This is a genomic window from Paraburkholderia sp. EG286A (assembly GCF_040965375.1).
Lineage (GTDB): Bacteria > Pseudomonadota > Gammaproteobacteria > Burkholderiales > Burkholderiaceae > Paraburkholderia.
In genome coordinates, this window is sequence record NZ_JBFRCB010000003.1 from 787,267 (window position 1) to 800,848 (window position 13,582).

Genomic DNA, 13,582 nt, shown 5'->3' on the forward strand with positions numbered 1-13,582 from the left:
CGAAGTCAGAACTGATCCTCCGCCAGCGCCAGCACGCCCTCGCTGCCGTTTGCGCTGACGATCGCCGCTTCGAGCGCCACCGCCTGCGGCAAGACGTGTTGCGCGAAGAACTGCGCCGTGGCGATCTTCGCGCCATGAAACTTCGGGTCCTCGTCCATGAGACGCTGCGAGGCGAGCATGGCGCGCGCCATCTGCCAGCCGCCCAGCACGATGCCCGCCAGCTTCAGATACGGCACGCTGCCCGCGAACACCGCGTTCGGATCGCTCTTCGCCTTCGCGAGCACGAAGTCCACGGCCGACGCCAGCGCCTCTTTGCCTGCCGCGAGATGCTTGCGCATCGACTCGAACGCCGCGCCTTGTTGTGCGGCTAGCGCGTCGACGGTCTGCGCGATATCGGCAAGCAGCGCCTTTGCTGCCTCACCGCCGTCGCGCAGCGTCTTGCGCCCGATGAGATCGTTCGCCTGGATCGCCGTCGTGCCCTCGTAGATCGGCAGGATGCGCGCGTCGCGGTAGAACTGCGCCGCGCCCGTTTCCTCGATGAAGCCCATGCCGCCATGCACCTGCACGCCGAGGCTCGTCACTTCGAGCGCCAGTTCGGTGCTCCAGCCCTTCACGATCGGCACCAGGTATTCGTAGCGCGCCTGATGCCGCGCCCGGGCCGCCTCGTCGGGGTCGCCATGCGCGCGGTCGCTCTCGCCCGCCGCCACGTAAGCGAGTGCACGCGCGGCTTCGGTGAGCGCACGCATCGTGGCGAGCATGCGGCGCACGTCGGGGTGATGGATGATGCTCACCGCCGCTTTCGCGGAACCGTCCACCGGACGGCTCTGCACGCGCTCCTTCGCATAGGCGAGCGCCTTCTGGTACGCGCGATCGGAGACGGCCACACCCTGCATGCCGACCGCAAAACGCGCGGCGTTCATCATGATGAACATGTACTCGAGGCCGCGATTCTCCTCACCGATCAACTGGCCGATCGCGCCGCCATGATCGCCGAACTGCAGCACGGCGGTCGGGCTCGCCTTGATGCCGAGCTTGTGTTCGATCGACACGCAGTGCACGTCGTTGCGCGCGCCCAGCGTGCCATCGTCGTTCACGAGGAACTTCGGCACGATGAAGAGCGAGATGCCCTTCACGCCTTCGGGCGCCGTGGGCGTGCGCGCGAGTACGAGATGGACGATGTTCTCCGCCATGTCGTGCTCGCCCCACGTGATGAAGATCTTCGTGCCGAACACCTTGTAGGTGCCGTCGCCCTGCGGCTCGGCGCGCGTGCGCACGGCGGCGAGATCGGAGCCCGCCTGCGGCTCGGTGAGGTTCATCGTGCCGGTCCAGTCGCCGAAGATGAGCTTCGGCACGAAGCGCTGCTTTTGCGCTTCGCTGCCGGCGGTGAGGAGCGCTTCGATGGCGCCGTCGGTGAGCAGCGGACACAACGCGAACGAGAGGTTCGCCGCGTTGAGCATTTCCACGCACGGCGTGCCGACGAGCTTCGGCAAACCTTGTCCTTCGTATTCCTGAGGATGCTGCACGCCTTGCCAGCCGCCTTCCACGTATTGCCGGAATGCCGCCTTGAACCCGGGCGTGGCGTGCACGTTGCCGTTTTCCCAACGGCTCGGATTGCGGTCGCCTTCGGCGTTCAGCGGCTCGAGCACTTCGCCGCACAGCTTCGCGGCTTCGTGCAACACCGCTTCGACCGTTTCGGGCGTGGCGTCTTCGCCGCCCGGTAATTTGGCGATTTCTTCGAGGCCGGCCAGTTCCTTCATGACGAACAGCATGTCGCTCGTGGGCGCCTGGTACATTTCAGTCTCCTCCTGTCGGTATGCGGTTCCTCAAATGACAAAGGGGCGCCGCGGCGCCCCTTTGTTGCTTCGTCTCACGCCACGCGTTCAATCATGATACGCGGCGCTCGTCGCTCGATACACCGGCCGGATTCAGCCGAGTTCCTTCACGAGTTCCGGCACGACCGTAAACAGGTCGCCCACGAGGCCGTAGTCGGCCACGCTGAAGATCGGTGCTTCTTCGTCCTTGTTGATCGCGACGATGACCTTCGAGTCCTTCATGCCGGCCAGATGCTGGATCGCACCCGAGATGCCCACCGCCACATACAGTTGCGGCGCGACGATCTTGCCGGTTTGACCGACCTGGTAGTCGTTCGGCACGTAGCCGGCGTCGACGGCTGCGCGCGAGGCGCCCAGGGCTGCGTTGAGCTTGTCCGCGAGCGGCTCCAGCACCTTCGTGTAGTTCTCGCCGCTGCCCAGACCCCGGCCACCCGAGACGATGACCTTCGCGCTCGTGAGTTCCGGACGGTCGAGCTTCGTGACTTCACGGCCGACGAACTGCGTGAGACCGTTGTCCGCTGCCGCTTCGATCTTCTCGACTGCCGCGCTGCCGCCATCGGCCGCGACCGGGTCGAATCCCGTCGTACGGACAGTGATGACCTTGATCGGATCGATCGATTGAACGATCGCGATCGCATTGCCCGCGTAGATCGGACGCTCGAACGTGTCCGGCGAATCGACGGCGGTGATGTCGCTGATCTGCGCGACGTCGAGCTTCGCGGCGATACGCGGCGTGACGTTCTTGCCCGCTGCCGTTGCCGGCGCCAGGATGTGCGTGTAGTTCCTGGCGATGGCGAGGACCGTCGCTTCGACGTTCTCGGCGAGACCCTGCTCGAGTTGCGGCGCGTCGGCCAGCAGCACCTTTGCAACGCCTGCGATCTTCGCGGCGGCATCCGCTGCGGCTTGCGCGTTGTGGCCCGCGACCAGCACGTGCACGTCGCCACCAATTTTCTGTGCTGCGGCGACCGTGTTCAGCGTCGCGGCCTTGATCGACTGATTGTCGTGTTCGGCAATAACCAGATTCGTCATTTTGTTTCGCTCCCCTTACAGCACCTTGGCTTCCGTCTTCAGCTTCTCGACCAGCGTCTTCACGTCCGGCACCTTCACGCCTGCGCTACGCTTCGGCGGCTCGGCAACCTTCAGCGTCTTCAGACGCGGCGTGACATCGACGCCAAGGTCTTCCGGCTTAACGATTTCCAGCGGCTTCTTCTTCGCCTTCATGATGTTCGGCAGCGTGACGTAGCGCGGCTCGTTCAGGCGCAGATCCGTCGTCACGACCGCGGGCAGCTTGAGCGACAGCGTTTCCGCGCCGCCGTCCACTTCGCGCGAGACGGTCGCCTTGCCGTCGGCAACGACCACCTTCGAAGCGAACGTAGCCTGCGGCAGGTTCGCCAGCGCAGCGAGCATCTGGCCGGTCTGGTTCGAATCGTCGTCGATGGCCTGCTTGCCGAGGATGACCAGTTGCGGCTGTTCCTTGTCGACCAGCGCCTTCAGCAGCTTGGCCACAGCCAGCGGCTGCAGGTCTTCGTTCGACTCGATGAGGATCGCGCGATCCGCGCCGATGGCCAGCGCCGTGCGCAGCGTTTCCTGCGCTTGCGTCACGCCCGCCGAAACGGCGATGACTTCCGTCGCCACGCCCGCTTCCTTCAGACGCACCGCCTCTTCCACGGCGATCTCGTCGAACGGGTTCATCGACATCTTCACGTTGGCGATGTCGACGCCCGTGCCATCCGACTTCACACGAACCTTCACGTTGTAATCGACTACGCGTTTGACTGGCACAAGGACTTTCATTCACATGCTCCGAAGTTACGAATACGTCAACCTGGCGGACATTATAGCGATAGCCCTGTCGGGCCGATCTGCCACCAGCAATTTTCACGAACCACCGCTGCCGCACCCCGGTCGTCAGTAGCGAACGATCGTGCGATTTTACGGTGGAAAAAACCCGGGCATCAAGCCCGGGCGCCGAAAAAAATCTCTAATTCCACGGCCTGGAGGGTCTTACCAGGAGGTAATGACCGCCCCGCCGAACGTCGTTTCGACGTAGTGCTTCACCTCCGGCGAGTGATACGCGGCGACCAGTTTCGCCACCCAGGGCTTGTTGCGGTCGGCCTCGCGGATCGCCAGGATATTCACGTACGGCCCCTTCGGGTCTTCGATTGCGATCGCGTCCTGTTTCGGCTTCAAGCCCGCTTGCATGGCGAAGTTCGTATTGATCGCGGCCACCTCCACGTCGTCGAGCGAACGCGGAATCTGCGCGGCGTCGAGTTCGACGATCTTCAGCTTCCTGGGGTTTTCCACGATGTCGAGCGGCGTCGCCTTCAACCCTGCGTCGGCGCGCAACTTGATGAGACCCTGACTCTGCAGCAGCAGCAAGGCACGGCCGCCATTCGTCGGATCATTGGGCACCGCGATGCGGGCACCCGGCTTCAGTTCGGCGAGCGATTTGATCTTCTTCGAGTAGATGCCCATCGGGAACGTGACCGTGTCCGCGATCTTGATGAGCTTGTAGCCGCGATCCTTCACCTGCGCGTCGAGATACGGCGCGTGCTGGTAGCTGTTGGCATCGAGGTCGCCGCCCGCGAGCGCCGCGTTCGGCTGCACGTAGTCGGAGAACTCGATGATCTTGATGTTCAGGCCACTCTTCGCGGCCACGCTCTTCACGACTCCCATCACCTGCTCGTGAGGGCCGCCCGTCACGCCCACCTTGATGGTTTCGTCCGCATGCGCAGCAAGCGGTGCGATGAGCGAAGCCGCGCCAAGCGCCGCCGCGAGCCGGATCATGAAACGACGTTGCATACCCAACCTTTGTCTTGTGTTTTATGTTGATCGAAAAACTGCCTGTTTTAAGGCTTATTTGTGGCTCAGGCGCCGCACGAGCCAGTCGCCGAACGACTGCACGAGCTGCACGAACACGATCAGGATCACGACCACGATCAGCATGACTTCGGGTTCGAAGCGCTGATAGCCATAGCGGATGCCGAGGTCGCCAAGACCGCCGCCGCCGATCGCGCCGGCCATCGCCGAATAGCCGACGAGCGAGATGAACGTGATGGTGAGGCCCGCCACCACGCCCGGCAGCGACTCGGGCAGCAGCACCTTGAAGACGATCTGGCTCGTGCTCGCGCCCATGGCCTGGGCCGCTTCGATCAGGCCGCGATCGACTTCGCGCAGCGCCGTTTCGACGAGCCGCGCGATGAACGGCGCAGCGGCGATGGTGAGCGGCACGACGGCGGCCGCCGTGCCGATCGACGAGCCCACCACGAGACGCGTGAGCGGAATGACGGCGACGAGCAGGATAATGAACGGCGTGGAACGCACGGCATTGACGATCACCCCCATCACGCGATTCGCGGCGACGTTCTGCAGCACGCCGTTGCGATCGGTGAGATAGAGCAGCACGCCGAGCGGCAGGCCGATGGCCGCGCCCACGAGTCCCGAGATGCCCACCATGACGAGCGTCTCCCAGAACGACTGGACGAACATGTCGAACATTTCACTCCACATGGGACAGTTCCTCCACGACGACACCTTGTTCGCGCAGCCACGCCATGGCCTGCGCCACCTTCACCGGATCGCCGCCCGCGAGCACCGCGAGCGAGCCGAACGCCTGCCCCTGGATCTCGTCGATCTGGCCGTGCAGGATGTTGAAATCGAGTTCGAAGCGGCGAATCGTCTCCGAGAGAACCGGCTGGTCGACGCCCGTGCCCTTGAACGCGAGGCGCAGCAAGTGGCCGCTGCCCTTCGCGAGATGCTCGGCCACGCGCGCCTTGAGCGCGGGCGGCAGCTCCTGGGCGATCACGTCGCCGAGCAGCGCGCGCGTGACTTCGTGGCGCGGCTGCAGGAACACGTCGATCACGGGGCCGCTTTCCACCACGCGGCCCGCATCGAGCACGGCCACGCGATCGCAGACCTGTTTGATCACTTCCATCTGGTGCGTGATCATCACGATGGTCAGGTTCAGTTCGCGATTGATCTTGCGCAGCAGGTCGAGAATCGCGCGCGTGGTTTCGGGGTCGAGCGCCGAGGTCGCCTCGTCCGAAAGCAGCACCTTCGGCTTGCTCGCGAGCGCGCGCGCAATGCCCACGCGCTGCTTCTGGCCGCCGCTGATCTGCGAGGGATAGCGGTCTTTCTGCGCGGTGAGGCCGACGAGTTCGAGCAACGGCAGCACCGTCGCTTCGATCTCGGCGCGCTTCACGCCGGCCAGTTCGAGCGGCAGCGCGACGTTGTCGAACACGGTGCGCGACGACAGCAGGTTGAAGTGCTGGAAGATCATGCCGATCTCGCGGCGCGCTTCGCGCAGCTCGGCCGTCGAGAGCGACGTGAGCGTGCGAGCGTTGACGACGATGTCGCCTTCGGTGGGCCGCGTGAGCAGGTTGATGGTGCGCACGAGCGTGCTCTTGCCTGCGCCGCTGCGCCCGATGATGCCGAACACTTCGCCCGGCGGAATCGTCAGATTGACGTTGTGCAGCGCCTCGATCCAGCCTTGTGGGCCGGCGAAGCGCTGGGACACGTTTCGAATTTCGATCATGGAAAAAAAGCAAAACGGCGGGTGTGCCGCGCGCCGCTCACGCAGGCCGCTCCTTTTCAGTAGCGGAAAACGCGTCGCGCCGGCAGACAGCCGCCGTTTGATGGACTGGATTTAGCCCCGCATTTTACCCTGGCATGCAAAATTCCTTTTAATAATCAATTTCGATAATTTCATAACTCATTTGCATTAGAGGGTTCTGGCGGCGCGTGGCCGCCCGCGCGGCCGCTACACTGCTGCCGACAGACTGATACCGAAAATTGCGCAAACAGGGAGTGAGATGGAGACCAGTCAGAACATCGCCATGGCGCAAGCCGCCGAACCCACCGGGCAAGCGACGCTGCGTACGCGTGACGGCGTCGACCTGCCGCTCTACGTCTGGCGCGCGAGCGCGACGCCGCGCGCGGCCATCGCGCTGGTTCATGGCCTGGCGGAACACGCGGGCCGCTATGCGGCGCTCGCCGCGCGGTTGAATGCCGCAGGCATCGATGTCTACGCAATCGATCTGCGCGGCCACGGGCGTGCCCCCGGCCGCCGCACCTGGGTCGCACACTTCGACGAATATCTCGACGACGCCGAGGCACTTCTCGCCCACGCGAGCGCGCAATGCGCCACACGGGGCACTCCGCTCTTCCTGATGGGGCACAGCATGGGCGGCGCAATCGCCGCGCTCTACGCCGTCGAGCGCCTGCCGCAATCGCGCGTGCGGCTCGCGGGCCTGCTGCTTTCGAGCGCGGCGCTCGCGCCGGGCCGCGACGTGCCCGCGTGGAAAATCGCCGCGAGCCGCGTGATCAGCGCGGTCTGGCCGACCTTTCCGGCGATGAAGATCGACGCGGCGCTGCTCGCGCGCGTGCGCGACGTGGTCGAAGCCAATCGCGCCGATCCGCTCGTGCATCACGGCGCGATTCCCGCCCGCACGGGGGCGCAATTGCTGGAAGCGATGAAGCGCATCGAGGCGGGACGCGCGCAACTGCGACTACCCGCGTTGATCTGGCATGGCACCGCAGACAAGCTCACCGAGCCCGAAGGCAGCCGCGCCTTCGCCGCGAACGTGGGATCGCCCGATCGCACGCTCACGCTCTATGAAGGCAGCTACCACGAAACGCTCAACGACCTCGATCGGGAGCGCGTGATTGGCGCGCTGATCGACTGGATCGACCGGCACGGCTGACCGGCCAGGCGTGTTACTTCGCGCCGCGTTTCTCGATGAACGCCTGCACGCCGTCGAGCGCGGGGTCGGTCATCATGTTGCAGGCCATGGTCTGCCCGGCCAGCTGATACGCGGCGTCGATGCCCATTTCGAGCTGCCGGTAGAAGAGCCCCTTGCCTGCCGCGACCGCCTCGCGCGGTTTCGCGCAGATACTCGCGGCCAGCGCGGTCACGGCGGCGTCGAGTTCGTCGGCGGGAACCACGCGGTTCACGAGGCCTTCGCGCAACGCTTTTTGCGCATCGATGAACTCGCCCGTCATCAGCATCTCGAAGGCCGCCTTGCGCGAGACGTTGCGCGAGAGCGGCACGGCGGGCGTCGAGCAAAAGAGCCCCAGATTGATGCCTGATACCGCAAAGCGCGCCGAGTCCGCCGCCACCGCCAGATCGCACATCGCGACGAGCTGGCAGCCCGCCGCCGTCGCCACGCCCTGCACGCGCGCGATGACGGGCTGCGGCATCTTTTGAATCGCGAGCATCATCTTCGAGCAGCGCTCGAACAGTTTTGCGTAGTACTCGTGCGAGGGCGCCGCGCGCATTTCCCTCAGGTCGTGGCCCGCGCAGAACGCGCGCCCCGCCGCTGCGATCACGACCACGCGCGCGTCGGATTGCGCCAGCGCGGCGAGTTCGCCCTGCAATGCATCGATGAGCGCCTCGGAAAGCGCGTTGAACGCATCCGGGCGGTTCAGCGTGAGGCGCACGACGCCTGGCACACCGTACGCATCGCGTGTGACCTCGACGAGCACCGGCGATGAAGAGGGGATAGCACTCACGTTGCGTGTCTCCTTCGTTCGAATGGGTGCGATGCGGGTCTGCGCTCAGGGCCGCACCGAAAGCCTAGATATCCGCCAGCACGCGCAGATGCGCCACCACGCTGCGGCCAAGCGCCGAGAGGTTATAGCCGCCTTCGAGGCTGCTCACGATGCGCCCCTTCGCATAGCGGCCCGCGATTTCGCGAATCTGTTCCGTGATCCACGCGAAGTCGTCCTCGACGAGCCCCATGTTGCCGAGGTCGTCTTCGCGATGCGCGTCGAAACCCGCCGAGACGAACACCATCTCCGGCTTGAACTCGTGCAGCCGCGGCAGCCACATGATGTCGATGGCCTCGCGCACTTCCATGCCTTTCGTGCGCGCCGCGATCGGCAGGTTGACCATGTTCGGCGCCGGATTCTCGGCCCCCGAGTACGGATAGAACGGATGCTGGAAGAAGCTGCACATCAGCACGCGCGAGTCGCCCGCGAACGCCGCCTCGGTGCCGTTGCCGTGATGCACGTCGAAATCGACGATCGCCACGCGCTGGAGGCCATGAACTTCGAGTGCATGGCGCGCCGCGATCGCGATGTTGTTGAAGAAGCAAAAGCCCATCGCGCGCGCGGGCTCCGCGTGATGGCCGGGCGGGCGCACGCTGCAGAATGCGTTCTCGTAGCGCCCGGCGAGCACCGCGTCGGTGGCCGCGATCGCCGCGCCCGCCGCACGCAGCGCCGCCTGCCACGTGTGCGGATTCATCAGCGTGTCGGGGTCGATGCTCGCGTAGCCTTCCTTGGGCGCCATGTTGCGGATGAAGTCGATGTGCGCCTGGGTATGCACGCGCAGGAGGTCCGCCTCGGTCGCGAGCGGCGCCGATTCGTCGCGCTCGACCAGCGCGTCGATGCGGCTCGCGATCAGCTGGTCTTCGATGGCCTGCAGACGCGCGGGGCATTCGGGATGCCATTCGCCCATCTCGTGCAGCAGAAAATCGGGGTGAGAGAAGAAACCGGTCGTCATGAGTCGCTCTCGCCGCGGGCTTCGCGCATGCGCGCGGCCGCGGGTCTCCTTCTGTCTTTAGTCTAGCGGCACGCCGGCTGGCGCGCGAACAAACACCACGTTACCACAGCGACCTGGTGCTCACGCGCCACGCCGGCGCGCAACGGCCCAATTCCCGTAAGGCGCTCGGTTATACTGCCCGGGTTCTTCCTGGACCGCTCTCCCCCCGCTCTCTCATGACCCTCAAGACCGCTCTGTCCGCCTCCAGCCGTCCACGTCGCACGACCTTCGCGCTCGCGCTTTGCGTCGCGGCGTCGTTGTGCACCGGCGCGGCGCGCGCGCAAACTGCCGCGCCGAAATCGCGACAGACGCCGCTCACGCTCGCGCAGGCACAGCCGCAAACGCCGACGCAGGGCCAGACGTTCGAAGAGGAAATCGTCCCGCAGCGCTACGCGAACAATCCGGACGTCGACGGCTTCATCAACGACATGGTGGCGCGCTACGACTTCGATCCCACCGCACTGCACGCGCTGTTCTCGAGCGCGAACTATTCGGCGACGGCGGTGAAGCTCGTCACGCCCTCGCCCGTGCCGGGCGTGAAGAACTGGCGCGCGTATCAGGCGCGCTTCCTCGACCCGGTGCGCATCAATGCGGGCGTGCGCTTCTGGCGCGCGAACCAGGCCACGCTGCAGCGCGCATCGGAAGAGTTCGGCGTGCCGCCCGAGGTGATCGTCGGCATCATCGGTGTGGAGACGATCTACGGCCGCTACATGGGCAACTTCCGCGTGCTCGATGCGCTCACCACGCTCGCCTTCGATTACCCGAACACGCCGAACCGCGCCGAGCGCATGGCGACGTTCCGCAAGAACCTCGAGGACTACCTCGTGTGGACGCGTGACGCGCAGATCGATCCGTCGTCGGTGCAAGGCTCGTACACGGGCGCGATCGGCATTCCGCAGTTCCTGCCGAGCAGCATCGTGCAGTACGCGGTGGACTACGAGGGCAACAATCACATCGACCTGCGCGCGAGCACGGCCGACGCGATCGGCAGCGTGGCGAACTATCTGCGGCAGAACGGCTGGGAATCGGGACGGCCCGTGGTGTGGAACATCGCCACCGATGCGGGCAGCCTCGGCATCGCCCAGGCCGCCGCCGACGGCAAGCCCGAACCGCGCTGGCCGCTGAGCCAGTTGCTGCGCTCGGGCCTCGTGCTCGACCAGCCGGACGTGGATATCGCCGCCGAGGCAAGCACGCCTGTCACGGTGATCGACCTGCCCTCGCCTGGCCGCGGCACCGAGTACAAGCTCGGCCTCAAGAATTTTTACGTGCTGACGCGCTATAACCGCAGCTTCTTCTATGCGCTCGCGGTGTATCAGTTGGGCATGCGCGTGAAGGCACAGATGCTGGCGACGCAGCCGGGCGTGGGTGTGGGCCCCGCGAACGGAAACGGTGGAAATGGCGGCAACGGCGGCATCAACGGCGGCAACGGCAACGGCAACGGCAATGGCAATGGCAATGGCAATGGCAATGGCAATGGCAACGGGATGAACAGCGCCCCGAATGGTACGGGCACGACGCCGCCCGCGCAGCAAGACTGATTTCAGCGCTACAAAGCAAAACGGCCTTCATCGAAGGCCGTTTTTTTGCGTCCACGCTTCAGGCGGGAAACACACCCGTCGAGAGATACCGGTCGCCGCGATCGCAGACGATGAACACGATCGTCGCGTTCTCGAGCTGGCGCGCAAGACGCATCGCCACCTCGCATGCGCCGCCCGACGAAATACCCGCGAAAATGCCTTCGACCGAGGCAAGACGGCGCGCCATGTTCTCGGCGGCGGCCTGGCTCACGTTCTCCACGCGATCCACGCGGCTGCGGTCGAAAATCTTCGGCATATACGCTTCGGGCCACTTGCGAATGCCCGGAATGCGCGAGCCTTCTTCAGGCTGCGCGCCGACGATCTCGATCGCCTGATTCTTTTCCTTCAGGAACTGGGACGTGCCCATGATCGTGCCGGTCGTGCCCATCGACGAGACGAAGTGCGTGATGCGCCCTTCGGTGTCGCGCCAGATTTCCGGGCCGGTGGTCTCGTAGTGCGCAAGCGGATTGTCGGGATTGGCGAACTGGTCGAGGATGATGCCCTTGCCGTCGCGCTGCATTTGCTCGGCGAGGTCGCGCGCATATTCCATGCCGCCCTTGACCGGCGTAAGCATGATTTCGGCGCCGTAAGCCGCCATGCTCTGGCGACGCTCGACCGAGAGATCCTCCGGCATGATGAGCACCATCTTGTAGCCGCGGATCGCCGCCGCCATGGCGAGCGCGATGCCCGTATTGCCGCTCGTCGCTTCGATGAGCGTGTCGCCCGGCTTGATGCGGCCGCGCTCTTCGGCTTTACGGATCATCGAGAGCGCCGGTCGGTCCTTTACCGACCCAGCCGGGTTGTTGCCTTCGAGCTTGGCCAGCACGACGTTGTTGCGGGCGCGGATTTCGTCGTCCGGCATGCGGACGAGTTGCACGAGCGGGGTATTGCCGATCGTGTCTTCAATGGTCTTGTAGGGCATGGGGATGGCAGTGAGGCGCGATGACGTGACCCGTCGATTCTAAACCACGCGGGCAGCGACCGCAGGGGACCCATAACGCCGGTATGGACGCAGGCTGGCGACCCGACCACCATGTGCGGCAAAAAGCCCGCGGCCCGGGCCGCGGGTCAACGTCGCGGGTCGACATCACCTGAGCGACACCTGAAGGAACCTACGCCCCGCGACGGAGAAGCACGACGCGCGGGGTAAAACGCAAGCGGCCTGCTACTTCTTGACCGCCACGGCGGCCGGCTGCTGGGCGCCCGCCTTCGCGGGCGTTGCCTGCGCAACCTTCGCCTGCGCCGCCTGGGGCTGCGCGGGGCCGATCGCCAATCCTTCGGCCTGCAAACGTTCGACGGTATGGCCGCCCATGCCCTTCACGCGCTTGCCGAGGTCACTGGCATCCTTGTACGGGCCGTGCGCGCTGCGCTCGTCGAGAATCGCCTTGGCGCGCGCGGGCCCCACGCCCTTGATGCCGCGAAGCGCGTCTTCGTTGGCAGTGTTGACGTCCACGGCCGCGAAGGCGTGGCTGAATACGGCCAGAAGCGCGGCCGCCGCAAGGACTTTTCGGAACATGCTGGATCTCCCTGAAAACGCCGGCGACCATCGCCGGCGAGGAGAGTCCAGTTTATGAAGTCAGGGCTTCGCGTTACACCTGGCCAGAAAGCCAACGTACGTAACGATCCACGCCTTCCTGCACCGTCAGGAACGGCGCGTCGTAGCCCGCTGCGCGCAGCTTCGACTGGTCCGCTTGCGTGAAGCATTGATACTTGCCGCGCAGCGCGTCGGGGAACGGGATGTACTCGATCAGCCCTTCCTTGACCTGCTCCGCGAGCGAGAGCGCGGGCTTGCCTTCCATCGCGCGCAGCGTGTTCACCACGGTCGTGGCGATGTCGTTGAACGGCTGGGCGCGGCCGCTGCCCAGATTGAAGATGCCCGTCTTCTCCGGATGATCGAAGAAGAACAGGTTCACCTTCACCACGTCCTCGACGGAGACGAAGTCGCGCGTCTGCTCGCCCGGCGCATAACCGTTGTATTCGCCGAACAGTTTCACGCGGCCTTCGGCGCGGAACTGGTTGAAGTTGTGGAACGCCACCGACGCCATGCGCGCCTTGTGCGTTTCGCGCGCACCGTACACGTTGAAATAGCGAAAGCCCGCAATCTGGCTTTGCGCCGTGGGCAGCACGCGGCGGATCACCTGGTCGAACAGGAACTTCGAATAGCCGTACACATTGAGCGGCGCTTCCACGTCGCGCTCCTCGACGAAGCGCGTCGAGCCGCCATAGATCGCCGCCGACGACGCATACAGAAACTGCACACGCTGCGCGAGGCACGCGTCGAGCACGGCGCGGCTATAGCGGAAGTTGTTGTCCATCATGTAGCGGCCGTCGGTTTCCATCGTGTCCGAACAGGCGCCTTCGTGGAACACCGCGCGCACGTCGCCGAAATCGCCGCGCGCGAAGCGCTCGACGAACTCGGTCTTGTCGATGTAGTCGTCGATCTCGCAATCGACGAGATTCCTGAACTTGTCCGCGCGGGTGAGATTGTCGACGGCGATGATGCGGTCTTCACCGCGTTCGTTCAGCGCCTTGACGATGTTGCTGCCGATGAAGCCGGCCGCGCCGGTGACGATGAGGGTCATGATAGGTCTGCGGTGACGAGGTTCACGCGAGGTTGATAGCCCGCCGGAAAA

General features: G+C 65.0%; 13 protein-coding genes. 2 read left to right on the forward strand and 11 right to left on the reverse strand.

The annotated features are described in order from the left end of the window. Positions 1-5: 5 nt before the first annotated feature. The 6 genes from AB4Y35_RS16350 to AB4Y35_RS16375 all read right to left on the reverse strand — a co-directional run bounded on the left by AB4Y35_RS16350 (position 6) and on the right by AB4Y35_RS16375 (position 6,366). Positions 6-1,793 carry an acyl-CoA dehydrogenase gene (locus tag AB4Y35_RS16350; protein ID WP_368705087.1) on the reverse strand — a complete coding sequence of 596 codons (1,788 nt, stop codon included), beginning with the start codon at positions 1,791-1,793 and terminating at the stop codon, positions 6-8. Positions 1,794-1,925: 132 nt separating this feature from the next. Beyond that, on the reverse strand, positions 1,926-2,861 hold the full coding sequence (locus AB4Y35_RS16355) for an electron transfer flavoprotein subunit alpha/FixB family protein (protein WP_368705088.1): 936 nt from the start codon (positions 2,859-2,861) through the stop codon (positions 1,926-1,928). A 15-nt stretch (positions 2,862-2,876) separates the two neighbouring features. Continuing rightward, on the reverse strand, positions 2,877-3,626 hold the full coding sequence (locus tag AB4Y35_RS16360) for an electron transfer flavoprotein subunit beta/FixA family protein (protein ID WP_368686662.1): 750 nt from the start codon (positions 3,624-3,626) through the stop codon (positions 2,877-2,879). A gap of 210 nt (positions 3,627-3,836) precedes the next feature. Continuing rightward, complete coding sequence (locus AB4Y35_RS16365) at positions 3,837-4,634, reverse strand: MetQ/NlpA family ABC transporter substrate-binding protein (RefSeq protein ID WP_368705089.1); 798 nt, start codon at positions 4,632-4,634, stop codon at positions 3,837-3,839. Between the two features lie 54 nt (positions 4,635-4,688). Continuing rightward, positions 4,689-5,342 carry a methionine ABC transporter permease gene (locus AB4Y35_RS16370; RefSeq protein ID WP_368705090.1) on the reverse strand — a complete coding sequence of 218 codons (654 nt, stop codon included), beginning with the start codon at positions 5,340-5,342 and terminating at the stop codon, positions 4,689-4,691. Beyond that, positions 5,332-6,366 (reverse strand): methionine ABC transporter ATP-binding protein, encoded by a 1,035-nt coding sequence (locus AB4Y35_RS16375; RefSeq protein ID WP_342924972.1) that lies wholly within the window; start codon positions 6,364-6,366, stop codon positions 5,332-5,334. Before AB4Y35_RS16375 ends, AB4Y35_RS16370 begins: the two co-directional genes overlap by 11 nt. 277 nt (positions 6,367-6,643) lie before the next feature. Here AB4Y35_RS16375 and AB4Y35_RS16380 point away from each other — a divergent pair, with 277 nt between their 5' ends. Continuing rightward, positions 6,644-7,534: a lysophospholipase gene (locus tag AB4Y35_RS16380; RefSeq protein ID WP_368705091.1), complete on the forward strand. Its 891-nt coding sequence runs from the start codon at positions 6,644-6,646 to the stop codon at positions 7,532-7,534. 13 nt (positions 7,535-7,547) lie between these two features. Here AB4Y35_RS16380 and AB4Y35_RS16385 read toward each other — a convergent pair whose 3' ends face one another. Both AB4Y35_RS16385 and AB4Y35_RS16390 read right to left on the reverse strand, forming a co-directional pair. Then, positions 7,548-8,342, reverse strand: coding sequence for an enoyl-CoA hydratase (locus tag AB4Y35_RS16385; RefSeq protein WP_368705092.1), 795 nt, complete (start codon positions 8,340-8,342; stop codon positions 7,548-7,550). 64 nt (positions 8,343-8,406) lie between these two features. After that, positions 8,407-9,333 carry a histone deacetylase family protein gene (locus AB4Y35_RS16390; RefSeq protein ID WP_368705093.1) on the reverse strand — a complete coding sequence of 309 codons (927 nt, stop codon included), beginning with the start codon at positions 9,331-9,333 and terminating at the stop codon, positions 8,407-8,409. Between the two features lie 215 nt (positions 9,334-9,548). Between AB4Y35_RS16390 and mltB the strand changes: the two genes are divergently transcribed. Continuing rightward, the gene (mltB, locus tag AB4Y35_RS16395; protein ID WP_368705094.1) at positions 9,549-10,910 is read left to right on the forward strand and encodes a lytic murein transglycosylase B; all 1,362 of its coding nucleotides are present in this window, start codon (positions 9,549-9,551) and stop codon (positions 10,908-10,910) included. Between the two features lie 58 nt (positions 10,911-10,968). On the opposite strand, the gene cysM is transcribed toward mltB, so the two are convergent. The 3 genes from cysM to rfaD form a co-directional block, all read right to left on the reverse strand. After that, positions 10,969-11,871, reverse strand: coding sequence for a cysteine synthase CysM (cysM, locus tag AB4Y35_RS16400; protein WP_368705095.1), 903 nt, complete (start codon positions 11,869-11,871; stop codon positions 10,969-10,971). 243 nt (positions 11,872-12,114) lie between these two features. Then, complete coding sequence (locus AB4Y35_RS16405) at positions 12,115-12,465, reverse strand: ComEA family DNA-binding protein (RefSeq protein ID WP_368705096.1); 351 nt, start codon at positions 12,463-12,465, stop codon at positions 12,115-12,117. 73 nt (positions 12,466-12,538) lie between these two features. Continuing rightward, on the reverse strand, positions 12,539-13,531 hold the full coding sequence (gene rfaD, locus AB4Y35_RS16410; protein WP_368705097.1) for an ADP-glyceromanno-heptose 6-epimerase: 993 nt from the start codon (positions 13,529-13,531) through the stop codon (positions 12,539-12,541). Between the last annotated feature and the right edge of the window lie 51 nt (positions 13,532-13,582).